The sequence below is a fragment of the Paenibacillus pasadenensis genome (assembly GCF_023715725.1).
Lineage (GTDB): Bacteria > Bacillota > Bacilli > Paenibacillales > Paenibacillaceae > Paenibacillus_O > Paenibacillus_O pasadenensis_A.
On sequence record NZ_JAMBOT010000001.1, the window covers coordinates 838,936 to 865,421 of the forward strand.

General features: G+C 54.1%; 27 protein-coding genes. 7 read left to right on the forward strand and 20 right to left on the reverse strand.

From position 1 onward, the window contains the following. Positions 1–11: 11 nt before the first annotated feature. The 12 genes from yqeK to spoVAC all read right to left on the reverse strand — a co-directional run bounded on the left by yqeK (position 12) and on the right by spoVAC (position 11,166). Positions 12–578 (reverse strand): bis(5'-nucleosyl)-tetraphosphatase (symmetrical) YqeK, encoded by a 567-nt coding sequence (gene yqeK, locus M3223_RS03810; protein ID WP_251559822.1) that lies wholly within the window; start codon positions 576–578, stop codon positions 12–14. Then, the gene (gene nadD, locus M3223_RS03815; RefSeq protein WP_251559095.1) at positions 571–1,185 is read right to left on the reverse strand and encodes a nicotinate-nucleotide adenylyltransferase; all 615 of its coding nucleotides are present in this window, start codon (positions 1,183–1,185) and stop codon (positions 571–573) included. Before nadD ends, yqeK begins: the two co-directional genes overlap by 8 nt. A gap of 243 nt (positions 1,186–1,428) precedes the next feature. Next, a complete protein-coding gene (gene yhbY / locus M3223_RS03820) occupies positions 1,429–1,725 on the reverse strand; it encodes a ribosome assembly RNA-binding protein YhbY (protein WP_251559097.1) in 297 nt (98 codons plus the stop codon). A 46-nt stretch (positions 1,726–1,771) separates the two neighbouring features. Further along, positions 1,772–2,668 carry a shikimate dehydrogenase gene (gene aroE / locus M3223_RS03825; RefSeq protein ID WP_251559099.1) on the reverse strand — a complete coding sequence of 299 codons (897 nt, stop codon included), beginning with the start codon at positions 2,666–2,668 and terminating at the stop codon, positions 1,772–1,774. Positions 2,669–2,708: 40 nt separating this feature from the next. Next, complete coding sequence (gene yqeH, locus M3223_RS03830) at positions 2,709–3,827, reverse strand: ribosome biogenesis GTPase YqeH (RefSeq protein WP_251559823.1); 1,119 nt, start codon at positions 3,825–3,827, stop codon at positions 2,709–2,711. Between the two features lie 14 nt (positions 3,828–3,841). Further along, positions 3,842–4,369: a YqeG family HAD IIIA-type phosphatase gene (locus M3223_RS03835; protein WP_251559101.1), complete on the reverse strand. Its 528-nt coding sequence runs from the start codon at positions 4,367–4,369 to the stop codon at positions 3,842–3,844. A gap of 187 nt (positions 4,370–4,556) precedes the next feature. Beyond that, positions 4,557–6,830: a transglutaminase TgpA family protein gene (locus tag M3223_RS03840; RefSeq protein WP_251559103.1), complete on the reverse strand. Its 2,274-nt coding sequence runs from the start codon at positions 6,828–6,830 to the stop codon at positions 4,557–4,559. Then, positions 6,817–8,097, reverse strand: a complete 1,281-nt coding sequence (locus M3223_RS03845) for a DUF58 domain-containing protein (protein WP_251559106.1) — start codon at positions 8,095–8,097, stop codon at positions 6,817–6,819. Before M3223_RS03845 ends, M3223_RS03840 begins: the two co-directional genes overlap by 14 nt. Before the next feature lies 1 nt (position 8,098). Next, on the reverse strand, positions 8,099–9,055 hold the full coding sequence (locus M3223_RS03850; protein WP_251559108.1) for an AAA family ATPase: 957 nt from the start codon (positions 9,053–9,055) through the stop codon (positions 8,099–8,101). A gap of 251 nt (positions 9,056–9,306) precedes the next feature. Beyond that, on the reverse strand, positions 9,307–9,657 hold the full coding sequence (gene spoVAE / locus M3223_RS03855; RefSeq protein WP_251559109.1) for a stage V sporulation protein AE: 351 nt from the start codon (positions 9,655–9,657) through the stop codon (positions 9,307–9,309). Further along, positions 9,654–10,673 (reverse strand): stage V sporulation protein AD, encoded by a 1,020-nt coding sequence (gene spoVAD, locus M3223_RS03860; RefSeq protein WP_251559111.1) that lies wholly within the window; start codon positions 10,671–10,673, stop codon positions 9,654–9,656. The genes spoVAE and spoVAD overlap by 4 nt, the downstream gene beginning before the upstream one ends. A gap of 1 nt (position 10,674) precedes the next feature. Then, positions 10,675–11,166, reverse strand: a complete 492-nt coding sequence (gene spoVAC / locus M3223_RS03865) for a stage V sporulation protein AC (RefSeq protein WP_251559113.1) — start codon at positions 11,164–11,166, stop codon at positions 10,675–10,677. 310 nt (positions 11,167–11,476) lie between these two features. Here spoVAC and M3223_RS03870 point away from each other — a divergent pair, with 310 nt between their 5' ends. After that, positions 11,477–12,712: a CynX/NimT family MFS transporter gene (locus M3223_RS03870; RefSeq protein WP_251559115.1), complete on the forward strand. Its 1,236-nt coding sequence runs from the start codon at positions 11,477–11,479 to the stop codon at positions 12,710–12,712. A 211-nt stretch (positions 12,713–12,923) separates the two neighbouring features. Here the strand turns inward: M3223_RS03870 and M3223_RS03875 are convergent, their stop codons facing one another. From M3223_RS03875 to M3223_RS03885, 3 genes are all read right to left on the reverse strand, one after another. After that, positions 12,924–13,772 (reverse strand): MetQ/NlpA family ABC transporter substrate-binding protein, encoded by an 849-nt coding sequence (locus tag M3223_RS03875; RefSeq protein ID WP_251559117.1) that lies wholly within the window; start codon positions 13,770–13,772, stop codon positions 12,924–12,926. A 57-nt stretch (positions 13,773–13,829) separates the two neighbouring features. Beyond that, positions 13,830–14,429, reverse strand: a complete 600-nt coding sequence (locus M3223_RS03880; protein WP_251559825.1) for a methionine ABC transporter permease — start codon at positions 14,427–14,429, stop codon at positions 13,830–13,832. A 110-nt stretch (positions 14,430–14,539) separates the two neighbouring features. After that, positions 14,540–15,544, reverse strand: a complete 1,005-nt coding sequence (locus M3223_RS03885) for a methionine ABC transporter ATP-binding protein (RefSeq protein ID WP_251559827.1) — start codon at positions 15,542–15,544, stop codon at positions 14,540–14,542. 288 nt (positions 15,545–15,832) lie between these two features. Between M3223_RS03885 and M3223_RS03890 the strand changes: the two genes are divergently transcribed. The 3 genes from M3223_RS03890 to M3223_RS03900 all read left to right on the forward strand — a co-directional run bounded on the left by M3223_RS03890 (position 15,833) and on the right by M3223_RS03900 (position 19,428). Beyond that, positions 15,833–16,591, forward strand: a complete 759-nt coding sequence (locus M3223_RS03890; protein ID WP_251559119.1) for a YdcF family protein — start codon at positions 15,833–15,835, stop codon at positions 16,589–16,591. 116 nt (positions 16,592–16,707) lie between these two features. After that, positions 16,708–18,663 carry a stalk domain-containing protein gene (locus M3223_RS03895; RefSeq protein WP_251559121.1) on the forward strand — a complete coding sequence of 652 codons (1,956 nt, stop codon included), beginning with the start codon at positions 16,708–16,710 and terminating at the stop codon, positions 18,661–18,663. A gap of 30 nt (positions 18,664–18,693) precedes the next feature. Then, positions 18,694–19,428 (forward strand): hypothetical protein, encoded by a 735-nt coding sequence (locus M3223_RS03900; protein WP_251559123.1) that lies wholly within the window; start codon positions 18,694–18,696, stop codon positions 19,426–19,428. Positions 19,429–19,484: 56 nt separating this feature from the next. Here the strand turns inward: M3223_RS03900 and M3223_RS03905 are convergent, their stop codons facing one another. From M3223_RS03905 to M3223_RS03915, 3 genes are all read right to left on the reverse strand, one after another. Next, a complete protein-coding gene (locus M3223_RS03905; RefSeq protein ID WP_251559125.1) occupies positions 19,485–20,576 on the reverse strand; it encodes a Gfo/Idh/MocA family protein in 1,092 nt (363 codons plus the stop codon). Between the two features lie 118 nt (positions 20,577–20,694). Further along, complete coding sequence (locus M3223_RS03910) at positions 20,695–21,984, reverse strand: cell wall-binding repeat-containing protein (RefSeq protein ID WP_251559127.1); 1,290 nt, start codon at positions 21,982–21,984, stop codon at positions 20,695–20,697. A 165-nt stretch (positions 21,985–22,149) separates the two neighbouring features. Then, complete coding sequence (locus tag M3223_RS03915) at positions 22,150–22,350, reverse strand: copper ion binding protein (protein ID WP_251559129.1); 201 nt, start codon at positions 22,348–22,350, stop codon at positions 22,150–22,152. A 198-nt stretch (positions 22,351–22,548) separates the two neighbouring features. On the opposite strand from M3223_RS03915, the gene M3223_RS03920 reads away from it, so the two are divergent. Next, positions 22,549–23,016: a hypothetical protein gene (locus tag M3223_RS03920; protein WP_251559131.1), complete on the forward strand. Its 468-nt coding sequence runs from the start codon at positions 22,549–22,551 to the stop codon at positions 23,014–23,016. Here M3223_RS03920 and tnpB read toward each other — a convergent pair. Further along, positions 22,988–24,235, reverse strand: a complete 1,248-nt coding sequence (gene tnpB / locus M3223_RS03925) for an IS200/IS605 family element RNA-guided endonuclease TnpB (RefSeq protein ID WP_251559132.1) — start codon at positions 24,233–24,235, stop codon at positions 22,988–22,990. The genes M3223_RS03920 and tnpB overlap by 29 nt on opposite strands. Before the next feature lie 194 nt (positions 24,236–24,429). Between tnpB and M3223_RS03930 the strand changes: the two genes are divergently transcribed. Together M3223_RS03930 and M3223_RS03935 are read left to right on the forward strand one after the other, a co-directional pair. After that, on the forward strand, positions 24,430–24,909 hold the full coding sequence (locus M3223_RS03930; protein WP_251559134.1) for a hypothetical protein: 480 nt from the start codon (positions 24,430–24,432) through the stop codon (positions 24,907–24,909). Between the two features lie 56 nt (positions 24,910–24,965). After that, positions 24,966–25,445, forward strand: coding sequence for a hypothetical protein (locus M3223_RS03935; protein ID WP_251559136.1), 480 nt, complete (start codon positions 24,966–24,968; stop codon positions 25,443–25,445). A 93-nt stretch (positions 25,446–25,538) separates the two neighbouring features. Here M3223_RS03935 and M3223_RS03940 read toward each other — a convergent pair whose 3' ends face one another. Beyond that, positions 25,539–26,465 carry a fumarylacetoacetate hydrolase family protein gene (locus tag M3223_RS03940; protein WP_251559138.1) on the reverse strand — a complete coding sequence of 309 codons (927 nt, stop codon included), beginning with the start codon at positions 26,463–26,465 and terminating at the stop codon, positions 25,539–25,541. Between the last annotated feature and the right edge of the window lie 21 nt (positions 26,466–26,486).

Below are 26,486 nucleotides of genomic sequence, written 5' to 3' on the forward strand. Positions count from 1 at the left end.
TTTAGTAAGATTTATGCGGTATTGCTTCGAAGCAAATCGTTGCGGGCCGCAACGGTAAGCGGATAAATACGTTTGCCCTTTTCCAGCAAAAAGCGGATCGTAGAGTCAAATCCGGCGGCCAGCGCCGCATCGAGATCGCTTAAGGCCAGCTCTCGAATCCGGTCCACGCCGGGAAAATCCCGGCTTGGCTCCATATAATCCGCCAGGCATACAACGCGGTCAAGCAGCGTCATGCCTTCCCTTCCGGACGTATGATAACGGACCGCTGCCAAAATCTCCGGATCATCGATTCCGTAATCCTTCACCGCCGACCAGGCGCCTGCTGCGGCATGCCAGAGCTCTTTGTCGTAGTCCAGCACGGCCAGATCAACGCCTTCCTCGCGGATGTAGGCTTCCATCCGGTCCACGGGCCAAAACTTAGCCAGATCATGCAGGATGGCAGCCAGCTCCGCCTTGCGCGAATCGGCTCCGAATCGTTCAGCAAGCACGATGGAGGTGTCGATCACTCCTTGCACATGCAGCCATCTCCGTTCCGGCATGCCGGAACGGACCGATTCAATGAGCGCCTGTTTATCCATCATGGCGGTACAGCTCCTTTTCCGTCAGATAATCTCTTACGGCATCAGGAACGAGATAACGGACTGATAATCCGGTCGCGAGGCGGGTGCGGATTGCCGTAGATGAGATGTCAAGCTGCGGCATCGGAACCCGAATGACCCGTTCTCTTAACTCCTCCGGCAAATCAGGCATTGAACCAGGCTCGGCTGGACGCCCCGCCTCATCCGGCCGGTCAACTCCGATAAAACGGATCTGCGCCGCCAGCTCGCCAATCCGATGCCAGAGCGGCAGGTCGCGCACACGGTCCGTGCCGATAATCAGATGAAATTCCGCCTCCGGCTCAAGAGACCGCAGCTCCTGTACCGTATCGTACGTGTAGCTGATTCCGCCGCGTCTCAATTCCGTATCCAGCACGCGGAATCCCGGATGCTCTCCTGCGGCAAGCTCCGTCATGCGCAGCCTGTCACTGGCCGGAGCGCCAGGCGCCCTGTCCTTGAGCGGAGGGCCGGCGTTCGGGATAAACCAAACTTCCTCCAGACCGCATGCTTCCATGGAACGCTCTGCGGCGACAAGATGCCCGATATGGATCGGGTCGAACGTTCCGCCCATCAGTCCTATTTTGCGCATCTTGTCTCCTCCTAATTAAGAAGCTTGGTGAAAAGTAACCGCTGCGCCAAATGCCCGGCCCTCCGATCGCTGTTGATCTCGGATTTTTTTGAATTATACCGCCATAGCGGTTAAAATCCGACATCAAAGGCGAACGCTGACGCTTCTACCGGCTCGAGCTTTGGCTCCGCTTTGTTCAATGACCGATTAGAAGTTCGGTAAATTCGGTAAAAAAGCTGTAAGAACTTGGGCTCCACTTAATGTTTAACGAGGAAGCTCAATCGTTTTATGGTCCTTGGACTCTTTGTAGAGCACAATCGTTTTGCCGATAACCTGAACCAGATGAGAGCCTGAGCCCTCTGCCAGCTGAGCGCCCACTTCGCGCGGGTCTTCATCGCAGTTGTTGAGCAGGTTCACCTTGAGCAGCTCGCGCTTCTCAATCGCCTCTTCAATATGTTTCACCAGATTCTCGTTCATGCCGCCTTTGCCGATTTGAAAAATCGGGGTCAGGTGATGAGCGAGCGCGCGCAGATGGCGCTTTTGCTTCCCGGTCAATGTCATGTCAATCACAATTCCTCTCTGTGCAGCCCGTCCTGCGGACGGGCGGTTAGGTCGCAGACGGCGCTTGCAGCGCCTGCAGCACGGTTTCCCGCATCGCCTGCACCGGCGCGGGCAAGCCCGTCCAATATTCAAAGGCGTAAGCGCCTTGATAAATAAACATGCCAAGCCCGCCGTGCGTACGGCAGCCGAGCTCGCGGGCGCGTGCCAGCCATGCCGTTTCCAGCGGATTATAGATCAGATCGCTCGCAACCGCATCCGGCCGCAGCAGCGATACATCCAGCGGCATATCATCCACATACGGGTACATTCCGATGGAGGTCGTATTAACGACGAGATCGGCGGAGCGGATGACGGCGTCAGCCGCATCGCCTGCAGAAGACAGCGCCTGCACGTTGCCGCAGCCGGAAAAAGCTTCCGCAAGCTCCTGCGCCCGCTCCTCCGTGCGGTTGAGCACCGTGACGAGCTCGGGCTCCTCGCCAAGCAGCGCATAGAGGATGCCGCGCGCCGCGCCGCCTGCGCCAATGACCGCAATGCGTTTGCCCTTCAGCACCGGCATAACCTCTTCCTTCAAAGAGCGCACATAACCGATGCCGTCCGTATTGTAGCCCGTCAGCATGCCGCCGTTGTTAACGACAGTATTAACCGCACCGATCAGGCGCGCCGCATCGTCCACATAGTCCAGATGTTTCATGACATCCAGCTTATGCGGGATCGTTACGTTGACACCGCGAATGCCCATCGCCCGCACGCCGAGCCAAAAATCTCCCAGCCGTTCCGGGCTCACATGGAAAGCGGCATAAACGCCGTTTACCCCCGTCTCGCGGAAAGCCCGATTCATCATAATCGGGGACTTGGATTGGCGGATAGGATCGCCGATTACGCCAAATACCGTCGTCGAGCTGTCGAGCGCCAGCCTTGGAATTGCTTTTTGACTCGTCTCCATAAGCCGTATCTCCTGTCCGAATGTTCTCGATGCCGATCGCTTAAATCAGCGCTTCGCGGACAAGCACTTTAACGCCTTTAGGCGCGTACACCTCAACCTGCGCCCCGCTCGTGCCGTTGACGCGAATCCAGCCAAGTCCGGAAATGAACACATCCGATTCGCTGCCCCGCGGAATGCGCAGAGAGTGGCGTGTCCATGCCGGAATGGTTTCCAGCTCTTCCAAGGACGGAGGAGCAAGCATTACGCCCTTATGCTGCGCATACAGCTCGTCCGCGCGCTCCAGCTTCGTGCGGTGCACCTTCAAGGCATTGGCCGTATAAAGCGTAAAGCTCAAATTAGAACCATGCGTGTAGTCAAAACGCACCAGACTGCCGAAAAACAGCGACTGTCCCGCGTCCAGCTGATATACGAGCGACTTGATCGGCTTGTCCGGCAGCAGCGCGCCAAGCACGCCGCGCGGCACCAGCTCCGTCAGCCTGGACGTATATACGATGCCTGGCGTATCGATGATAAAATGGCCGTCGTCAAGCGGAATACGAATCTCGTCCAGCGTTGTGCCCGGGAAGCGGGATACAGTCAGCTCGCGCTCCAGATCGCTGTAATCGGAGATGAGCCGGTTGATTAGCGTAGACTTGCCCACGTTGGTCGCGCCGACGACATAAACGTCGCGGCGGCCTCTCAGCATCTCTACCGCTTCAACAACGCGGTCAAAGCCCATGCCTTTTTTGGCGCTGCAGAGCACTACGTCTACGGTACGCAGACCTTGAGCTTTGGCTTGGCGCTGCACCCAATTGCGAATCCGGTTGTAGTTGGTGCCCTTCGGCAGCAGATCGATTTTGTTGACGACGAGCAGCACCGGATTGTTCCCGACAAAACGCTGCAGGCCGGAAATCATGCTCCCCTCAAAATCAAACAGGTCCACGATATGCACGACCAGGCTGTCTGTGGACGCGATTCCGCCCAGCAGCCTGAGAAACTCGTCGTGATCCATGGACACCTGAACCGCGTCGTTATAGTTGCGGATGCGGAAGCACCGCTGGCAAATCGCGCCTTCCGTGTTTAAAGAGGATGCGGGCACAAATCCCGGCAGCTCTTTATTAACCGACTGCAGCGCGGCGCCGCAGCCTCCGCAGCCTTTGGCGCTTTGTTGTTCCTTCATCTCGTTGTTATTGCTCACTTCCTAGCTTCCTCCTCCTGCCACAGGCCCTTCCGGCGAAGACGGGACAAGGCGATCCGCTCCAGCACCCGGTTGATCCGGGTGCCGAATCCCTCGTCTAACGGCGCAATCGGAGCGACCAAAATCGTATACAGCCCCATCCGTTTGCCCCCCAGCACGTCGGTCATCATCTGGTCGCCAATAACGACCGTCTGCTCGGCTCGAAGGTCCAGCACCTGGAGCGCCTTGCGAAAGGCGCGCGTGGACGGCTTGCGGGCCGCATGAATGAACGGAATAGCTAGAGGTTCGGCGAAGCGGGATACCCGCGTCTGGTGGTTGTTGGATACAACGACCACCTGAAACCCGAGCTCCCGGAGCCTGTCCAGCCAAACGATGAGCTCTGGAGTCGCGAGTGCGATTTTGGAGCCGACAAGGGTATTGTCCAGATCGGTAATAATACCCTTGACGCCTTTCTCCGCCAGCAGATTCAGATCGATATCATATATAGATTTCACGCGCATGTGCGGCACTAGCCGTTCGAACATCGCTAAGTCTCCCTTGCTAAAAAGCCTGCTTTCTTACGAAACTATACCATATTACAGGATATTGGCGCAAAAAGGAACCGCTCCTATTCCTGGATGTTAACAGAAAAAAGAACCGCCCCTTTCAAACGGGACGGCTCCAATCATGGATTATTAGGCTTTGCCGGATTAATCCGCCTATTGTGCAGCTTCAGCGAGGAGGCTTTAACCTACCGCGCAGCTCGCGGACCTTTACGGAGTAGGCCTCAGCCTCTTCCGCCGTAACCGGCCGGCCGCCGTACTTCGTTCGCTCAAAAAAGCCTAACAGCTCGGCGAATTCCTGCTTCAGGAAGCGGCGTTCGCCAGACCAGCGGACGACCGCCTCCCGGAACGTTTCATGCTCTTCTTTTGGCAAGCCGTTCTTGCGGGCGGAACGGATGAGACGCTCCGTTTCCCAGACGACCTGCTGCTCGGCAGTGAGCGAACGGGTACGGAACGAATGCCATAACCCTGCAAGCTGTCTCCGGCGCATAAAGGCTGTACATGCAGCCGCAGCAGCGATAATCGCGGCTCCGGTCCAGCCTGCCCATGCCGGCATGGAGAAGCCCTGCCCTTCCGTAACGCTTTCCTGAGCTGGCTCCGGCGCTGCGGACGGCGTTGGCTCCGCGCTTGGCTCAGGAGCGGCCGTGCTTTCACCCGTTGCATAGGGGAAAGTGAACCCAGGCGTAGGCTCAAACGGAATCCAGCCGTAACCTTCAAAATAAATTTCAACCCAAGAGTGGGCGTCGGAGTTTTTGACCGTATACGTTTCCGTGCCGGTCGTGCCAAGCTGCTCCATTGCTTCCGCGCCGCGTCTCATAACATCTTCTTCGGGAATCGAGCCGCTTCCCGGCGCGTAACCTTTCACCCAGCGCGACGGCAAGCCGATATGCCGGGCCATAACCGCCATGGCGGTGGAGAAGTAATCGCAATAGCCCTCTTGAATTTCAAATAGAAAGGAATCAACAAAGTCCTTGCTCTTTTTTCTGGAAAGGTCAGGCTGGTTCGTGTACCTGAAATTTGAGCGCAAATAATTCTGGATCGCTAATGCTTTATCAAAATCTTTCTCCGAATCCGCCGTAATCTGCTGCGCCAGCTCCGCCACACGGCTTTGGGAGTTCTCCGGAAGCTGCCCAAAGTTAACAAGCGGTGCACTGTTTACATTGCCGGCCGGAACATGCTGAACCGCTTCATTCAGCACAACCTGCTCCGATACAATCTTGTATTGGGCGGGATACGGAGCTCTATCTCCAATATCCAGGCTCATTTTGTCCGTGCCCACATCGTACTCGACCTCTTTGTACGAAGTCCGGCCGTTGTCCGGAATTTCAATTGAACGCGGATCAGGCGCTCCGAATATAACCGGAAACTTGTCCTTGCGCAGCATTTTGAACGACTGCTCAATTTTCACCGTCTGGACTGTTCCGTTCAATGCAATATCTCCAACATCAGTGCCGTCCGCAGGTACCGTCACGATATCCTCAAGCTCCTCGCTGCTTTTCCAGCCGGAGCCCGTATAATAATCCTTCGTCTCCCCGCGCCAGTAGCTTTTCTGCGAGGACGTAACCTCCATGACCGGCGAATGGTCAAAATTGAAGCCGCCTCCGAGCTTATTGTCGTCGCCGCTGTATCCCGATTTGGCGGAGCGTTTGCCCGTGCTGGCCGGCTCGCCTTTGTCGCCGACAAAAGATTGCACCTGCTCGCCTTGCGACTCCTGCCACGCGGTATACGGGTCCTTAATAACCGGCGGAATTTCCGGAGCAACCAGCCCGGTAGCCATGACCAGCGACAGCACAAGCACAACCGGCAGCAGCAGCTGCAGCGGATAACGAAGCAGCCGCTTCCAGCTGTGCGGATGCCGCTGCTGGAACCCGGCGTAATGCTCGGCAATCAGCCAGACCAGTCCCGAAAACACGACAATTGCCACGCTGTCCCACAAATAAATAGGGGTAAATGAATCCGTCACGGCCAGCACAAGCAGATTGACGGCGGTAAAACCGACGATGCGCATGCGCGTATTCGTCCAGGCCGCGAACAACGCGAAAATTAGCCATACCGCTAAAGCAATTTCCAGAAACGGGCTTAACAGCCGTCCCCCGGCAAGCAGAGTCTGCATCGCGCCGGCATCCGCTGGACGCGGCAGCACGCTCCAATCTACGGGAGCGAACTGAATCAGAACGAAGACTACAGCAATCAGCTGCAGAGACCATCTCAGCACACGGCGGATAGGCAGCAAATCGAGCACAACGCTTGTTGCTATAACCGTATACACGACGATATAGGTTTCTTCCCACCAGAGCTGCTCAAGCACCGATACGGAGCTGGAAATCATTGCTGCTGTCAGCAGGCTGGACAAAATAGCAAACCATCCGGCCCGGGGGAGTCGCGGCGGTGCAATGCTGCTCTGCAGCCGCGTTCCAGCCTGCCTCGGTTTAACTTCCAGCATCAACCGCCGCCTCCCTTCCTTCGAGCGCCGCCGGCAGCTCCTCCAGATTGCGGATGGAATAGACCGGCCCTGCGGCAAAATAATCGTTATCCATCGATGACGGCTGGTCAGCGGTCATGATCCGAATGCAGACCGGATTCAGGCTGCGCCGGGAAAGCCAGCCCATCGCCTGGCGGATTTCCTCTAAAGGTGCATCCGTGACGAGCAGAGCCATGGAGCCAGTTTCCAGAATAGGGTCTGCTCGCATGACCGCTTGCGCAAGCTTGTCCGTGCCGTCACTGTCTACTTCTGTCAGCATTTCGATGGCGCGGTGAAGCTGATCTCCGCCGCTGCGGGCTTTTAGCGCCAGAGGCACGGACGATGTGCACCACAGGCCCATCGATGTGCCGCGCTTCATGCCGTGCTCAAACAGCGAGGCTGCTGCGGATACGGCCGTTTCAAAACGCTCCTCAGCCCCAGCGTCGCCGCGCCGGTAAGCGTCAAGCAGCACAATGGTGCGCGGGAGCGCTTCTCTTTCGAACTCCTTGGATTTCCATTGGCCGGTTTTAGCCGTGGCCCCCCAGTGAACCCGGGACAAGCGGTCGCCGGGCAAAAACTCGCGTATTCCGTTAATCTGCGTCGTTTCGCGCGAGGAACGCGGTGCAGCGGCGTGCGAGAAATGTCCCTTTGCTCCCTTTCGGATCCGATCCCAGCCTTGCAGCGAAATGGTTTGCGGACGCACGGAAAATTCGCCAGGTTCGTGAAACGACCCTGTGTGCTCAAAAAACCCGAAAATATCCCGCGTCATGCACATTGTCGGCAGGAACCGGTACACTCCGCGCTGCAACGGCGGCGTTGCATACTCCGCTGAGCCCTCCCGCTTCAGGTTCGGAACAAAGCTCGCCTCAAACGGAAGCCATTCCGCTCCATTGCGCTCCAGCCTTTCCTGCACGAGCACGTACGGGACGGGATAATATCCCGGCAGCCTGAGCTCCAGCTGAGCCTGCAGCGTAGCGCCAGCCGCAATGACCCGGCTGTCGGTTCCGGACGCTGCCGTCAGCCCGGGAACATGGATTCCGATTTTGCGCGTTCCTGTAATACGCCGGATCCCGCTCCAATAACCAAGAGTAAGATAAACGATAAGACCGTTGAAAATACAGAAAAGCATGACGGAGGTTTTGCCTCCCTGAAACAACATATACAGCAGGCTGGAGACGTACAGAACAGCCATAAGCAACAGCCTGCGCCGGACATCCGACATCATTCGTCCAGCAGCTCGGCGCTTCATCTTAGCGCTCCAGACGAACAGGGGCTTTAATCCGTTCGATAACTTCCTGAACGACCGTTTCCGCGCGCACGCCTTTCAGTCTTGCCGAAGGCTGCAGCAGCAAACGATGCGCCAGCACATGGGGCGCCAGCTGTTTTACGTCGTCAGGTATAATGTATTCCCGCTGCTCTACGAGCGCCCTTGCTTTAGCCGCCCGCATAAGCGATACCGCCGCCCGGGGGCTGGCCCCGAGCTGCACGCCTTCATGCTCCCTCGTGCCGCGCACGATTCGAACGAGGTAGTCTCCTACCGCTTCATCGGCATGAATGCGTTCAGCCTGGCGCTGCAGAGAAATAATATCTTCAATACTAGCCACCTGAGACAGCGCATCGGACGGATGTCCGGTGTCGCGCATCATCACCATCCGCCGCTCATCCGCCTCATCGGGATAACCGAGCGAAAGCTTCATCATAAAACGGTCCATCTGCGCCTCCGGCAGCAAATAGGTTCCTTCGAACTCAATCGGATTTTGCGTAGCAATTAAAATAAACGGGGAAGGCAGAGCATAGGTATCGCCGTCGACGGTTACGCTTCCTTCCTCCATCGCTTCCAGCAGCGCCGATTGCGTTTTGGTCGTAGCGCGGTTAATTTCGTCGGCCAGCACGAGATGAGACATAATCGGTCCGGCACGGAAGATAAACTGCTCCTCCCGGGGATGATAGATCGTAAGACCGGTTATATCGGTAGGTAAAAGGTCGGGGTTGCACTGAATGCGGCGGAAATCACCGCCGATAGAACGGGCAAGCGCTTTGACAAGCTGCGTTTTGCCGGTACCGGGAACGTCTTCAAGCAGCAGATGGCCTCCGGCCAGCAAGGCGATTAGAACAAGCTCAATTTCTTTTTCCTTGCCGAGAATTACGGATTCCAAATTACTGCGGATCGCCGAGCTTAGCTGGATATTAGGCACATATAATTCCACGATCGACAACTCCTCCCGAATTCAACCTTTAGCAACCGGTTTCCATAGGACGCCGGTCTTATTATTTTACAGTAACCGCATAACTTGAACAATCAATCGACAACTGCAGCACCATCCCGTTTAGACGAGTCAGACAGATAAGTAGTTGCGATTCGAGAATAAAAAACCAAAATTCCCAAAATTAGATAAATAAAAAAAGAGAATCCCCGAAAATGGGAATTCTCTTTATACGCTTCTCTACTCCAAACGATTCAGCCTTTTGGCCGAACGACCAGAGCCGCCAGGAACGAGAAGATAATCGCGGCGCTTACGCCCGCGCTGGTCACTTTGAATATGCCGGATATAACGCCAATCCAGCCGGTATCGTGAAGCTCCGTCAACGCTCCGTGAACGAGCGAATTACCGAAGCTTGTAATCGGCACCGTCACGCCTGCCCCGGCAAAATCAATCAGCGGCTCGTACCAGCCCAGCCCATCAACTACAGCTCCCAGGACGACAAGCAGCGACATCGTATGCGCAGGAGTCAGCTTAACGACATCAAACAGCAGTTGACCAAACACGCAAATCGCGCCGCCGACGACAAAAGCCCAAAAATAAATCATCCCTGCACCTCGTTTCTTTCAATAGACACCGCATGAGCGACACAAGGAATGCTCTCTCCCTGCTGATAAGACAAGGGCGACAGCAGCGCTCCCGTTGCAACGACCAAAATCCGTTTCAACTCGCCCTTCTGTACCCGCTTAAGCAGATGCCCGTAGGTGACAACAGCGGAACAAGCGCAGCCGCTGCCTCCGGCTTGAACCTTTTGGCGATCTACATCATAAATCATTAAGCCGCAATCATTAAATTCCGTTTGCTCCATCGGCACACCGTTGCGCTTCAGCAGATCGGTTGCGATGCGATGTCCAACCGTGGCAAGATCGCCGGTTACAATCATGTCGTAATCGCCGGGAGAACGGCCCGTATCGTTCAGATGCGCTTGAATGGTGTCAACCGCCGCCGGGGCCATGGCCGCCCCCATATTAAATGGATCCTTGATGCCCAGATCGACGATCCGGCCGATTGTGGCACATTCCACGACAGGTCCGCTGCCTGTCGGAGCGACAATGGCCGCGCCTGCGCCGGTAATCGTAAACTGGCCCGTTGGAGGTTTTTGAGAGCCGTATTCCGTAGGGTACCGGAACTGCTTTTCAACGGTGCAGTTGTGGCTGCACGTACCGGCAAGCACATGTGTGCCGTTTCCGGAATTGACAATCATGGAAGCGATAGCCAGCGACTCCATCGACGTTGAGCATGCGCCAAATACGCCAAGATAAGGCACGCCTAAAGAACGAGCCGCAAACGTGTTGCTAATAATCTGGTTCAGAAGATCGCCGCCGACGTAAAATTCCAGCTGGTCTCCGCTGATCCCGGCGTTTTTGAGAGCCATATCGGAAGCCTGCTCCATGAGCAGCCGCTCCGCCTTTTCCCATGTTTTCTGCTGCAAATCGAGCTCCGGATGCACGAGATCAAAGTCAGCGGCGAGCGGGCCGTCGCCTTCGTCCGGGCCTACCACTGTCGCAGTTCCGATTATGACCGGCCTGTTTTCAAACCACCAGGTTTGCTTCCCCTTTTGCATCTCATTGCCCCCCTGTGCCGAGAATCAAATGAGCGATGCCGACGAAAAAAGCAGCCACTACGCCAAAAACGATAACTGGCCCCGCAACCTTAAACATATTAACGCCAATGCCAAGCACAATACCTTCGCTCCGATGCTCCATTGCCGCCGAGCTCATGGAGTTGGCAAATCCGGTAACAGGAACCGCTGTACCCGCGCCGGCCCATTGAGCGATTTTGTCATATACGCCCAGGCAGGTAAGAATAACTGAAAGAAAAATCATTACAGCTACTGTCGGGTTTGCCGCTTTTTCAGCACTCATTTGGAAAGCATACATGAAAAACTCCTGAACTCCCTGACCGATCAGACAGATGAAACCGCCGACGAGAAAAGCCCGGATACAGTTGCTAAGCACCGATCTGGCCGGCTCCCGGTTTTTGGCAAAAGCCTGATATTCCTTGGCGGACATCGTCATTTTTTTGTATTCGGCTTTGCTGCCGCTTTTGCTGGACATTGCAAATCCCCCTTGCCGGCCTCATTGGGCTCAAATTTCAACCGATACCCGGCCTATTGTGGAATTATTATTTGCCGCGAAACACCGCATTATCCAGTGAGTTAATCATATGCTGTTTTCCAGGGGAGAAAAGAAGCTTAAACGGAGATACTTAAGGAGAACAAATTACTAGTGATTATTTTATTAAAATGGTAACGAAGTAAAGCAGCAATATTTACTTAATAGTTGAAATAAGCTATAGTAGCTTGAACTGCGTCTGCATCACTTCTGTAATAATTCTATTTTTTTCCAGAAAGAAGGCTTGTCTGTTATGAATTCTTTACCTGATCCGTCGCGAAATCAGAGGAGCATCTGGCTCGTAGCGATCGGCTTTTTGCTGATTGCAGCCAATATGCGTGCAGCCATTACTTCGGTTGGTCCGCTGATCGATAAAATTTCCGGGGTCTACAATTTGAGCAGTGAATTGTCCGGCTTGCTGACCTCTCTTCCGCTTCTGGCTTTTGCCGTTATGTCGCTGCTCGCCCCAAAAATCGCGGAGCGATTCGGTCCCGAGCGCTCCATCTTGTACAGCCTCATTCTTCTGCTGATCGGGATGTTTGTCCGGGCCGTACCAGGCACGGCGGCATTGTTTACCGGCACTGCGCTGATTGGCTTGGCGATCGCCATAAGCAACGTTCTGCTGCCGAGCTTGATCAAAAGAGACTTTCCGAATCAAATCGGCCTGTTAACCGGCTCTTATTCCGTAACGATGAGCGTATTTGCCGCAATTGCGTCCGGAGTAGCGGTTCCGATGGCTTCTTTGCCTGGCTGGGACTGGAGCCGGTCGCTGCTCGTATGGTCGGCGCTAGGTTTTATCGCATTAGCGGTATGGCTGCCGCATAGCCTGCGGGCCAAACCTGCCGCCGCTTCAGGCTCGCGCGGCTCCTTCGCGGCTATGTTCCGCTCGCCGCTCGCCTGGAGCATCACCTTTTATATGGGACTGCAGTCGATGACGTTTTACGTCACAGTCGCTTGGCTTCCCTCCATGTTTCATGAACGTGGCTTCAGCCCGGAGTCAGGCGGACTTATGCTGTCCATTATGCAGCTTGTCAGCTTGCCGACATCATTTTTCATCCCGCTGTTGGCAAGTCGCATGCGTTCCCAGGTTCCGCTTGTTATCGCAGCCGGTGCGACGGCTATCGCCGGTTATTGCGGCATGATCTGGGGGCCAAATTCCCTGTCGCTGCTCTGGATTGCGCTCATTGGACTTAGCCAAGGTGCAACGATTTCTCTTGCGCTTACGCTTTTTGGACTCCGGACCCGCAACTCGCAGGAAGCGGCCCGGTTATCCGGCATGGCGCAATCCATCGGCTACCTGCTGGCTGCGCTCGGTCCCGTTCTGCTCGGCTCGCTGCATGATGCGGCTCAATCCTGGTCTCCTGTGCTGGCTGTCCTGCTTGCGGTATCGGTCATTGTGTTAAGCCTCGGGCTCAAAGCCGGAAGAGACAGCTATGTATCCGAAGACAATTCCGATCAAACAGCAAAAACGACCGCGCCGGTTCGCTAAACATTTCAAAAGGGATTGTCCCAAAAGTCACACAAGGTGACTCGGGACAATCCCTTTTTTGATTTGGCGATTTTCGGCTTTGCTTGTCCCGTAAGGGCGTTTGACGCCCTTACTTTACTAAGCGCGGATCTGCAAGTCGTCCACGCTATAAACAAAAGCGGGAGGAAACTGAGCTGAGCTCAGTCTCCTCCCGCTTGTAATTCAGGAAACATTAGAACGCCGGTACGATAGCGCCTTTGTACTTTTCTTCGATGAACTTTTTCACTTCATCGCTGTTAAGCGCCTTAGCCAGCTTCTGGATCGCTTCGGAATCCTTATTGTCCGGACGGGCTACGAGAATGTTGGCGTACGGGGAATCCTTGCTCTCGATGAACAGTGCGTCAGCCGTTGGATTCAGATCCGCTTCCAGGGCGTAGTTCGTGTTGATGACAGCCAGGTCAACCTCTCCAAGCACACGCGGCAGCGTAGCAGCTTCAAGCTCTTTGAACTTCAGGTTTTTGGTATTTTCCGTGATGTCCTTCACGGTTGCAGCAACGCCAACGCCGTCTTTCAGCTTGATCAGGCCGTTGTCAGCCAGCAGCAGCAGCGCACGGCCGCCATTGGTTGCATCGTTCGGGATTGCGACCGTAGCGCCGTCCTTCAGCTCGTCAACCGATTTGATGGAGCTGGAATAAGCGCCCATCGGCTCAACGTGAACGTTATTCACTTTAACGAGATCATATCCCGCTTGTTTGTTTTGATCATCGAGGTAAGGAACATGCTGGAAGAAGTTAGCGTCAAGCTGTTTTTCATACAGCTGAACGTTCGGTTGAACATAATCCGTAAACTCCTTAACAACGAGATTAACGCCTTCTTTAGCAAGCTGGTCTTTAATGTGATTCAAAATTTCAGCATGAGGAACCGGGGATGCGCCAACCGTCAGCGTTACCGGCTCGGAGCCGGAACCGCCCGTATTGGAAGCGGCGTTGTCCGCCGGAGTATTGGATTCATTTTTGGCGCCGCAAGCGGCGAGCGACAGCGAAAGTGCAGTAATAGCAATACCTTTAACCCATTTGTTCATAGTAATAGACCCTCCTGTTGTATATAACGATGTTATTTTTGGATTTGAGAAAGACCGCTATTTGCGGCTGATGCGCCCGACAAGCCAGTCGCCGATCATCTGCAAAATTTGAACCAGTATAATTAGCATCACGACGGTGACAAACATAACCTCCGTCTGGAAGCGCTGATAGCCATAACGGATTGCCAAGTCGCCGAGTCCTCCGCCGCCAACTACTCCAGCCATTGCCGTATAAGACACGAGTGTAATCGCCGTTACAACGATTGCTGCCAGCAAGCCTGGACGGGATTCCCGCAGGAGCACGCGCCTTACGATATCCCATTTGGAAGCGCCCATCGCCTGAGCAGCCTCGATAATGCCGCGGTCAACCTCGCGCAGCGCCGTCTCGACCAGCCGGCCAAAGAATGGAGCGGCTCCGATAACAAGCGGCGGTATCGTGCCCGCAACGCCGATTGTCGTGCCTGCAATTTCCTTTGTAAGCGGCATGACAGCGATCATCAGAATGATAAACGGTACAGAACGGAGAATGTTCACGACGATGGACAAAACGGAATACACAATCGGCATGTGCAGCAGTTGGCGGCTCGATGTCAAATACAGCAGCACGCCAATGACCAAACCTAAAATAACGGTAAACAGCAGCGAAATCGCAAGCATCGACAGCGTATCCTGCGTCGCCTGCCAAATTTCAGCCAGGTCGATTCTGCTCCAGTCCCATTCCAGTCCGCCCGCTGAACGAAGCTGGCTTGCATTACTATGAATCTGCATCATGAGAGCACCTCCGCATCCAGGCCGCTGCTGCGCAGCGAAGCGATTACGGCTTCAATGGCAGGCTGCTCCCCGCTCAGCTCAACAAGCAGTTGTCCATAGGGCGTATGTTTCATGCGGGATACCGTGCCCTGCAAAATCGCGCATTGAACCGTGCTTCCTTTAACGGCCTCAAAAAGCACCGGTTCATACGTTTCCTCACCGACAAAGTGCAGCCGGACCAGCTTGGAGCCCGTGCGGCGCGGCAGCGGCGTACCGCTTTCCAGCTCCGAAAGCTCATCGGCAAACTGCCGGGTGACGGCGTTTTTCGGACGCAGGAATACATCCAGCACCGGGCCCATTTCGACGATACGTCCCGCATCCATGACGGCTACACGATCACAAATGGAGCGGATAACCTGCATTTCATGCGTAATCAAAATAATCGTCAGGCCAAGCTTTTCATTGATGCTCATCAGCAGCGACAAAATGGAGCTGGTCGTCTGAGGATCAAGCGCCGATGTGGCCTCGTCGCAAAGCAGCACCTGCGGATTAGCGGCAAGCGCTCTGGCGATGCCTACCCGCTGTTTCTGTCCACCGGACAGCTGAGACGGATACTTGTCGCCATGCGCCTCCAACCCTACCAGCGTCAGCAGCTCGTCCACGCGTGCCGCATAATCACGCTTGCTTTTTCCGGCAAGCACGAGGGGAAAAGCGATATTGTCTCGCACCGTTGCGCTGGACAGCAGATTGAAGTGCTGGAATATCATACCGATCTTCCGGCGTTCCGCCTGCAGCTGCCGCTCGCTTAACGCGGTCAGCACCTTGCCTCCAAACAGCACTTTGCCCGAAGTCGGCCGCTCAAGCAAATTCATACAGCGGATGAGCGTGCTTTTGCCTGCGCCAGAGTGCCCGATAATGCCGAAGATTTCTCCAGGCTTTACCTGCAAGGAGATATCGCGCACAGCGTCGACGCTGCCTCCCCGGCCCTTATAGGACTTGGTCACATTATGCAGATCAATCAGGGTAATCCCTCCTGAACAACACCGCCCCATTTTAATTCCTACAAATCCAAGTAGTTTAAATGGTATTATATAGAATGACCATTGGTTTGTCTATAGCGGTTATTGCATGTATTTAGATTGCGAATTAGAACAAAAAAAGATACTTCAGTGTCCCAAATATCATATTTTATCGGCCTTTTTGCGCTATGTCAATTTACTCTATCACCGTATTGATGCATTATCTATTAAAGCAATGATAATATAATAGAATGTACATATTCCTGGAAAAATTATACGGGGTGAACGCCAATGATATATATCGTAAAAGGCTTGTACAGCTTCATACTCCCTCCCGGCCTGTTTCTGCTGCTGCTGGCAGCAATAGGCTGGAGAATGTGGCGCAAGGACAGGAAATGGGTCCTTCTGCCGTTTGGCAGTTTGCTTCTGCTTTATTTGCTCTCGTCCGGCTGGTTTTCGGATGTGCTTATGAGGGGTCTGGAGCAGCGTTACAGTCCGCCGGCCGCAGCCGATGTAAAAGGCGACGTCATCGTTGTGCTCGGCGCGGGAGCCGTGCCGGACTCGCCGGATATCGGCGGCATCGGCAACATGTCCGGAACGGCCGAAGCAAGGCTGTTAGCCGCTGCGCGCCTGTCGCGCGTGACCGGACTGCCGGTGCTGTTCAGCGGGGGGCAGGTTTTTGCCGATAGCGGCAACGAAGCCGACATCGCTGGACGGCAGCTCCGGGAGCTCGGTTTTGCCTCCGACTTTATTTTGCTGGAAAATAAATCGCTTAATACCGAACAGAATGCAGCCTTTACAGCACAATTAATGAAAGAAAAAAATTTAACCCGTCCGGTGCTGCTCACCTCGGCCATCCATATGCCGCGCGCTCTGGAGCAATTCCGCCAAGCCGGATTGGAGCCGCTGCCCTTTCCCGTCGATTACGCCGTTTCGCGCCAAGCCAACTGGTATTGGAGCAAGCTGCTCCCGACCGGAACCGCTCTTTCGAACAGCCTGGCGGCGTTGAAGGAATATCTCGGATTGGCCGCTATTAAGATGAAGCTTTAATTCCGGTTGAGAACAATTTCCTCTAAATCGCAACTTTTCCATATAAGCTGCGTTTCTAACTAACGTGAAGAGCGAGCCAAACAAACGCTCTATGTTTAAAGCCAAAGGAGACGCATATGAAACTGATTAAAGGCTTAACGCTGCTCAGTCTGGCGGCCGCGCCGCTGTACGGCATGAGCGGAACCGCAAGCGCCGAGGGCGGCGCAAAATTGCTGACGCTCACAAAAGGCAGTAGCCAAATGATGCTGGACGGGACGTCCGTAACGGCTGTGCAGCCGATGACGATTAAAAACAATTTCAGTTATGTCGCATTCAGCACTTTGGCGCAGCTGTACGGCTACAAAACCTCTTATGACGCCAAGTCAAAGGAATCCATCGCCAAAACGCCTTCCGGAGAGATCCGCTTCCGCATGAACACTAAGGATATCTGGGTTGACGGCGTCAAATGGACGGGCGAGGCGCCGAGCTTCTCTCAAAAGGGCTCCCTGATGATTCCGGTTCGCACCTGGGCAAAAGTAAGCCGCAGCTCAATCAGTTTTGCCGGCAAAAACATCATGCTCAGCTGGGCCGATCAGCCGTCAGCCGCCTTCCAAATTCAACCGTCCGTAATTCATGCCGGTGAGGCTGTCCAATATATCGATCAATATAGTTCCCCTGCCGGACTGCCTCTACTGTCAGAGGAATGGACCGGTAAACAGGACGTATTTACAGAGCCGGGAACCTATACCGTTACTCGGCGTGTGCAGGATGCTTCCGGCATCTGGAGTGAGCCCTACAGCGCAGATGTGCAGGTGCTGGCGGTTAACCAGCCGCCGGTTGCGGACTTTTCTACCGACAAAGAGGTATACCGCCAGGGCGAGCAGATTCAGTACTCCGATTTGAGCACGGACGACAACAACGCGATCGACACGGCCAAAACAAAGTGGACGGGCCGCCAGAACGCCTTTTTTGAGCCGGGAGAAAAAACGGTTACGTTGACCGTGACCGACAATGAAGGGCTGACTTCAACGATTAGCAAAACGATTCAGGTTACGGACGAGATTCTCTATACCCAGGAGGAATACGGCCTGCTGTTCACGCCTGCGGGCGAGAAAATCAGCGTAGACGGCGCTCATATTAAGGACATTCCAAAGATAAAGTACGGAATTGAATCCGAGCCTTCTAAAATGATGCGCAGCAACAGCCCGGAACTGTGGACCTCCGAGGGCATCGCCTTCGACGATCAGTTCGACGGCAAGGTCCGCATGCTGTTTCATAACAAAAATACGCTCGGCTACAATGTGAAGATGTATCTTGCGGTTACAAACGAAGGGTTCCAAACGTCGCGTTTTGGCGTAAAAGCGACCGGCATGGGCGGCCCGGACCCGTCGGAAATCCGTACGGGCAAACTCTCCACCATCCGATATTTAACGGCGCTTAACAACAATGTGCCGGAAACGTTTATCGATGTGAAACCGGGCCAAACGGAGCTGGTGCTGCAGGAAATTTCGGCGGTGCCGATCAAGCCGGGCATGGTTTATTCCGCTTATGCCGACGTATCCGCAAGCTCGACGCTGCGCTTCCGCGTCATCGTTGTAGCTGACGGCAAGGATCCGCTGGCGGAGATGGACTCCATGGAGCTTATGCCAGCCGACGGCAAGCATACACGCGGCTCGTTTAACAATACGGACCGCGACCTGATCGTGGACGGGGTCATTGGCGAGCAGCCGCAGCAAATTTTGCTTGGAGACAACAATTACGATCCTTATCTTGACGGCTACGACAATACGGACGGCTCCTTGCAGCTGAACCGGGGAAATTTCGGCGTACTGTACAAAATGAGCATCACGCTGGCGCCTCGTACCGTCGTATATTTGAACCCGCGCGGCGGCCTGTTTGCCGGGGCGTTCATCATTAACGGACAGCTCGTTCCCGTTACGAACAATGAACAGCTGAAAGATCAGAACGAAGGCGCTGTGCTTTATCGCTCGGGGGATTCAGTCGAAACAGTCGAGTTTAAATACATGACCCCGTCAGGCAGCAATCTTCCGGTAACGATGGTGTTTCAGCCGATGCCGGGTCTTAAAAACTAGTTTCTAATTTAATGGCGGTGAAACGTAACCATGATAATGAACTCGCCGCGTTTCAAATCGATTATGTGGGGAACGGCGGCTGTATTGGTGCTCCTCGCTCTTTGCATTAAGGCCGTTTCATTCTACTCCCAGCAAGTTTTCTATTATAACGAAAACACGTACAGGCTCGCTGCCGAAAACGGCGATCAGCGCCGCTATGAATCGCATCACGGTCCCGCTTTTGTTGCAGCCGGCTCCGGCCTTGAGCGCACCGTTACAGTAGACGGCATCAAAGCAGCTATAACCGCACTGCCGAAAAATACGAATACGCCGCCGAAACTTCTCGACGGCAGCTACCGAGTCGTTTATCCCGGCGGCAAGAGCCTCAGCCTCGAAATAAGCAATGGCATTCCGCTCGCTTATCATGCAGACGGCACCCTTGAATCGCCCGTTAGGGTTACGTTTAATGACGGGCAAATGCCGCCGGGCACCCCGGTTTGGGAGAGATATCCTCCCGTAACGCTTGTCATCGCAGCTTTCCCCGAGTTCCATGAACGCCCCGGCCAGCCGGTTTATTTTGTGCTTGGGTTGCTTGCCCTAGCCGTCGGCTGGGGGCTGTTCCGTTATGAGCGCATCCAGCGATTAAGCTACTGGATATCTTTGCAATGGATCGGTACGGATGATCCCGAACCGAGCTACTTCCATTTTTTCATGTCTAAAGTTACAGGCATTTTCCTGATGCTTTCTTCCCTCTATTTATTTTTCAAAGCATTTGATCTCATCTAAAAAAGGCTGGTGAAACGCAGGCTTAACGCCTGCTTTCACCAGCCTTTTATTCATCATCAGTCCTGCTGATTCATGTAAACCGTTTTGCCCGTTTTTGCTGATTCGTACATGGCCTCCAGAATTTCGGTGACAACCAGAGCCTGCTCCGGCAGTACGACTGGATCCTTGTCCTGCAAAATGGCGTCAATCCACATTCCGCACTCGACATCAATGTCACGGGAGCTGTTGCCGCTGTAGAACGCTACTCCTCCGGCGCTAAGGTCTACTTCCTTGACGAACAGGCGGCTATGCTCCTCGCCGTTAATGCGCAGTCCGCCCTTCATATCAGCGCCGCCCTCTGTGCCGCTAAGCGAGCATTTGGCTTCATCGATATCCAGCGTATTCAACGCCCAGCTGGCTTCCAGGACGATTGTAGCCCCGTTTTCCATCTTAATAAAACCCATCGCCGAGTCTTCAACCGTAAATTTGGCCGGGTCCCACGGGCCCCATGCATTGGCGCCGTTTTCCTTCGAACCGAGCTTGTGGTAAACGGAACCAGTCACCGAAACCGGCTTGTAGTTGTCCATCATCCACAGCGTCAAATCAAGCGCATGTGTGCCGATATCGATCAGCGGACCGCCGCCTTGTTTTTCTTCGTCCAAAAACACGCCCCAGGTCGGGACAGCACGGCGGCGGATTGCATGAGCGCGGGCATAGTAGATTTCGCCAAGGTCGCCAGCTTCACATACTTTTTTTAGATGCTGGCTATCGGTGCGGTAGCGATTGTTGTAGCCGATGGTCAGCTTTTTGCCGGTGCGGCGGGAAGCTTCCAGCATCGCGCGCGCTTCTGCAGCCGTTTTGGCCATCGGTTTTTCGCACATGACATGGTTGCCGGCTTCAAGCGCAGCAATTGAAATCTCCGCATGAGAGTCATTCGGCGTACATACATGAACAACATCAAGGCTGGAATCCTTCAGCAGCTCTGTATAATCGGCATAAACGCCAGCGTTTTCCGCGCCGTATTTAGCCGCTGCTTCACGAGCCTTTTCAAGATCAATATCGCAAAATGCCACTATTTCTACATTTTTGTTTCCGCTGAGCGCCGGAAAATGTTTGCCGTTCGCAATTCCGCCGCAGCCAATAATACCTACACGTAACTTGTGGCTCATCTTGTTCCCTCCACCTGTTCCTCGTATCGGACTTTGCGTCCCAAGCTCTACTGTATCATACAGGAAGCGGCGCGGCGACTAGCGGAATCGGACAATATACCTGCAAAATCACGACAGCTCAGTGCCCCTCATGCCCTCCGCCCGCAGGTGAGGCAATTTCCAGCATCGCATCCAGCTCCGCCTGCGCAGCTCCCGTCAGCCGAGTATCGCCGCCAATGAGCCAAGCATGGTTGAAAGGTCCGTCTGCTGGAGATTGATCATAACGCGGCTGGAGGCTCATGACGTAGTTCATAACCGCATCCGGCATTGCTTCCTTGTCCGTCCAAATGAGCGGAGCGTGTTTCCCAAGATGCGCAAATGGAGCGCCTGCAAGCGCTAGCGCCGGCTCATCCGCGTTGGCAAAGGTGAGATTGCGGCCAGGGGCGTTAATTCCCCAGCCGAAGCCGGTTGACTCATCCTTAAATTCGGCAAAAGCAATGGCATTCTCGAATGGGTCCCCTCCGGCAATGCGAGTCACCTTCCCGTACGCCTGCAGCTGCTTTTCAATTTGAGCCGATACCGCCTTTTCCGGCCCGATGATGTAAATGGATGCTTTTCCGCCGCGCTTCTGAAGCGCTTGCGCTGTTGCATCCGGGATGCTGTTCCCCGATATGTATAACAAAGGCTCCGGCATATGCGCGCTCCAATACGCCGCTGGAATCGTGAAGCTCTGCTCGTCCGAGGAGCCGACGATAACGCCGGGCGGAGTTTCCCCTGCCGAGCTGATATAGTAGGCATCCGCCGCGGCCGCCAGCTCAGCTGCCGACCGGCCTTCCACACGCGCGGTTTTGAACCCTCGTTGTTGAACTGCTTTTTCCAAGTCCTTATCGATCTTTCCTACCAAAATAACCTGTACTCCGCTGCCGGAAATGCCCGTCGGATTTAGGCGGAGCAGCTCCTGAAGCGTAACATCCGGCATTTTTCCGGCATCCGTATACAATACGGGGCCGTTATGCGGATGATGGATCAGGTGCGCCGCTGCCGCCGCCCCGGCCCAGTCCGTAGGATCGGTCAGAATGACCGCGCCGGGTCTCCCGGTTTCAAGCTGCGCCGGCCATAACGTACGTGATACGAGCACCGCCGCCTGCACCGGATTTGAAGCGTTGATCCGGGTGGTGTTTTTGGTGGCAACCCACGGTGCAGCCTCAGCCGCGCCGGATGCCGAGTATTCCGCCGGAACGGAGGCAGTGACAGCCTGCTTGTCCGTGTCCGGGGCAGAAGAGCTTCCGTGTCCTTTATGCGTATTCCCGCCGCTCGAGGAGCAGCCTGCAAGCAAAACTGCAGCGGCAATGAGCAGCGCCCCGTTTCGCACCGCGCCTAACCTCTTCTTTTCCAACGAACGATTGTTATGCAGCAAACTTATCAACATCATGCACCTCCGCCAAAATGACCATTATCCAGCCTGCCCATTGTCCCGGCCGCGCATAACCCCCTTCCTCCAGGCTAACTTCACAATAAAAAAAAGGCTTTCGGAGCTCCGAAAGCCTTGCCTCCCAAGCCGGCCGAATGAGATCGAAGCCGCCTTGTACTGCCTTTATACGATATCGTAGCCTTGCTCTTCGATGGCGTCCTTAATTGTTTGCAACGATTGTTTGGCTTCATCGAAATCAACGGTTACTTTGCCGGTGGCAAGATCGACTTTCGCGGAGCCGCCCGCTTGTTTTACGGCCGTTTCTACGGAGTTCACACAATGTCCGCAAGACATCCCTTTTACTTGCAGCACTTCTGTTTTCATCTGTTCTTATCCCCTTTCAAGGCTTGCTGTGAATAATCCTTCCCTCTCTGAAATATACCCCCATGGGGTATATTAGTCAATTAAAACCTTTCAACTACGGCAACAAAATCAACTCTCGCAGTCTATCACTCGGACTCACCTTTCTTTTTATCTAGCATATAGTACTATCAAGCGCTATTCAGAAGGAGGTGATATCAAATGGCACAACAATTTTTGGACCTCCGCTTATCTCAAGCGCTTAATTCTCCAACGGCCAGCGTTCCGCTCGGCACTGAGCTTCTTCTTGTGGGAGATATAGGACTTCAGACAGTTGCTGCGGCAAACACCCCTATGGCCGCCACTGTTAAAATTATGCTGACCGGAACGATGGCATATATGACTGAGGAACAAAGAGATGCAAATGTATCTGTAGCAATAGAGAAAAATGGAGGCGAAACATTTGGCTCCGGCATACTGGTTTATTCCAATCTCCTAATGCCTGGAACTCTAGGAAGTGTCACTATATTTCCGATATCCGTCAGCTGCGCCGACTTTCCGACCGTTGCTGAGGTTAATGCCGGACAGATTCGATACACTCTCTTTATCTCTTCACCTGTCCCTGATGGGGAAGATACATCTCTTATTGGTCCTGTCGCATTCAATGGGATAGCAGTAGCGGACAGCTAATATCGGATAGCCATTGAACACTCCCACCACCTGGAGAGGTGGAGGATTCTTGCGAACAGAGAAGCAACCTTCTCTTTAGGAGCAAGCGATTCCCTGCGGTTCCCGCAGTTCCGTTGGGAGTTCCCAACAAACGTAATCCTTCTTTCCGGATGTTCATGCTCGCGTTATGATCGCGGTCGTGATGTGTGCCGCATTGGGAGCAACTCCATTCCCGTAGGCCCAACTGTTTCACGTCGCGATTTCGGCTTCCGCACACATGGCAAAGCTGGCTCGATGGATAGGTTTTTGCCACGGTTTGAATTTGACGTCCATACCAATCCGCTTTATAGCTCAGCATGGTGCGAAGCGTGGCCCAACTGGCATCCCCAATGGACTTGGCCAGCTTGGGATGTTGCATCATATGATTTACCTGCAGCTCTTCCAGGCAGATCGTTTGGTTTTCACGAATCCATTTGGTGGAGAGCTTGTGCAAAAAGTCCTGTCGGCAGTTGGCGATTTCCTCATGAATCCGAGCAATCTTCTGCTTCGCCTTGGCATAATTTGAACCGCCTTTTGTACGCCGCGATAAGCGACGTTGCCAGAACGCCAATTTCTTTTCGTACGTGCGGAGATGCTTCGGATTGGACACAACCTCCCCGTTGCTGCACACCGCAAACGATTTGAGACCCAAGTCAACGCCCATGACGGTGTCCAATTCCGGGAGCGGCTGAATCTCCACTTCGCAGAGAATCGAGACAAAGTATTTGCTTGATGAATTCTTCCGAATCGTGGCTGAAAGAATTCGACCTTCCACTTCTCTGGATCTGGCAAAGCGAACCCACCCCAGCTTGGGCAGCTTCAGACGACCGCCTTCAATCGCAATGTTATCGTTGGTATATTTCGTGGTGTAGCTTTGCACAGGATTCCGCTTCGATTTAAAACAAGGGGCCTTATTCTGCTTCTGGTGAAACCGTGCAAAGGCATCCGCTAGGTTCCGTACACTAGATTGCAGAGCAATGCTGTCCACTTCTTTGAGCCAGGAAAAGAGACGCTTGAGGGGAGGCAGTCCGATTGCACAGGTGTTGTAGGTCAGCCCTTTTCCTGATTCTTGGTAGGTTTGATTCCACTTTTCAAGGAAGTGATTAAAGACATAGCGGGCGCAGCCGATGGTTTTATGGATGAGCGTCCGTTGTTCTTCGGTGGGATAGAGGCGAAAGCGAAACGCCTTGTGATGCACCATTCAACCATCACCTCCGGTTTTGCGGTCTCCCCCAATTATAGCACATACGTTCGGTTTATACAGCCAAAAAATGCCGATTCATCCCCTCCTTGTAGAAGGTGGAGTATTCTCGGCAATTTTAAATAAATAGGCTCACTTTTAAAGCTACTCTAGCATATAGTACTAGCATATTTCGATTAGAGAGGAGGCAAATCATGTCTCAATTTGTAGATATGCGTTTATCGCAAAATTCTAACAGACCTAGCTTAAGCCTGGAAATAAACAACACGGTGAAGCTGCTCGTTGGCGACCTCGGCATTCAAACGGTCTCCGTCGCAAATACGCCCTTAGCCGCTAGCGTTAAAGTCATGCTGAGCGGGACGGTAACTTTTTTCCAAGAACTCGAAGAGCCCAATACCGACGCCTTTGTTACTCTGCTGATTGAAAAAAACGGAGGCGACACGTTTGGCTCCGGCATCCTGATCTATGAAGAAATCGTTCAACCGGGCACGATCGATGTTCAGACGATCTTCCCCGCATCCGTTAGCTGCGCCGACTTCCCAACGGTTGATGAAGTAAACGCCGGACAAATCCGCTATACGCTATTTGTCACCTCGACCGCCACCCAGTTTTCCGCCGATATTCTGCTGAATGGACCTACTACCTTTAACGGCATCGCATCCGCAGACAGCTGATTTTGCATGTTCTTGAACAGCTTTACCATTCCATGATGAGGAAAGGAGATGAAAGAGTGGCCGAGCAATTTGTCGATCTTCGTTTATCACAAGCCACAAATTTGAGCAGCGGTGGCCCTGAAATATACGACGGACAGTTTCTGCTGGTCGGCGATATCGGACTGCAAACCGTGAGCGTCGCCAACACCCCGCTTGCAAGCAGCGTTAAAGTTATGCTTAACGGGACGGTTACCTTTTTTCAAAATCTTGACGAGTCGAATTCAACTGCCAGGGTGACGCTAGTCATTGAGAAAAACGGCGGAGATACGTTCGGCTCCGGCATATTCGTGTATGAAGAGCTGGTTCAGCCCGGAATAGTCGGCGAGGATGTGCTTTTCCCTGCTGTCATAAACTGCGCTGATTTTCCTACAACCGACGAAGCGAACGCCGGACAGATCCGTTATACGCTGTTCATTACTTCCGACACTCCGCAATACTCCTACAATGTTGAGCTTAGCGGTCCGGCAACGTTTAACGGCGTCGCCGCTGCGGGCTGACCGCGATAACACCGATTTGGTTAAAATCATACGCTTTAAAACGTGAAGAAGACAGCCTTTTGGCTGCCTTCTTTTTTGATTATTACAGGCAAATTAAGCGCGCCAGTCGTAGCTGCCCGGAGCCGCTTCCGGCTCCGCTACCATCCGATTGCGCAGCGTACCGAGCTTGTCAATGCTGATCTCGACAATGTCTCCCGGCTGCAGGTACACCCGCTGCTCCGGCGGCAAGCCCAGCACAACGCCCTCCGGCGTACCGGTAAGGATAATATCACCCGGCGATAAGGTCATATGCTGGGAAACATAGCTGACGATCTCGTCGCAGCGGAAAATCATATCCGCCGTGTTCGACGATTGTCTGACCTCGCCGTTCACTGTCGCGGAAATAGCAAGCTCGTTTGGATTGCCGACCTCATCGGAGGTGACAAGATACGGCCCAAGCGGGCTGAACTTGTCGCAGGATTTGCCGAGCAGCCATTGCGGCGTCCGCAGCTGCAGGTCGCGGGCGGACAGGTCGTTGACGCAGCAATAGCCGTACACATGCTCCAACGCCTGCTCGCGTCCGACATATTTGGCCTCGCGGCCGATGACGATAACCAGCTCGGCCTCGTAATCCACCTCCGAGCTGACGCGCGGAAGCGGAATATCGTCGCCTTGCGCAGCAACCGTGTTCGCAAATTTATTGAACAGAATCGGGTAATTCGGAATCGGCGCATTCGTTTCCTCGGCATGTTTGCGGTAGTTCAGTCCGACGCAAATAATTTTGCCCGGATTTGTCACGCAAGGTCCGAGCTGCAGCGAATCCTCCGCTTTCCACAGCTCCGGCGATTCCTCTGCGCCTGCTGCGAGCGTTTGGAGCGCGGAAAGCGCCGCTGCTCCGCCCTGAATCGCTGCATGGATGTCCAGAGGGACTGCCGCCCCCTTCCCTTGTGCCGCGGCAGCAGCCGCAACGTCCAGGACGCCCTGCTCCGTGCGAATGCCAAGCGCCAATTCACCGTTTTTGCGGAATGTTAACAGCTTCATCGTTTAAAAGTCTCCCTTCCG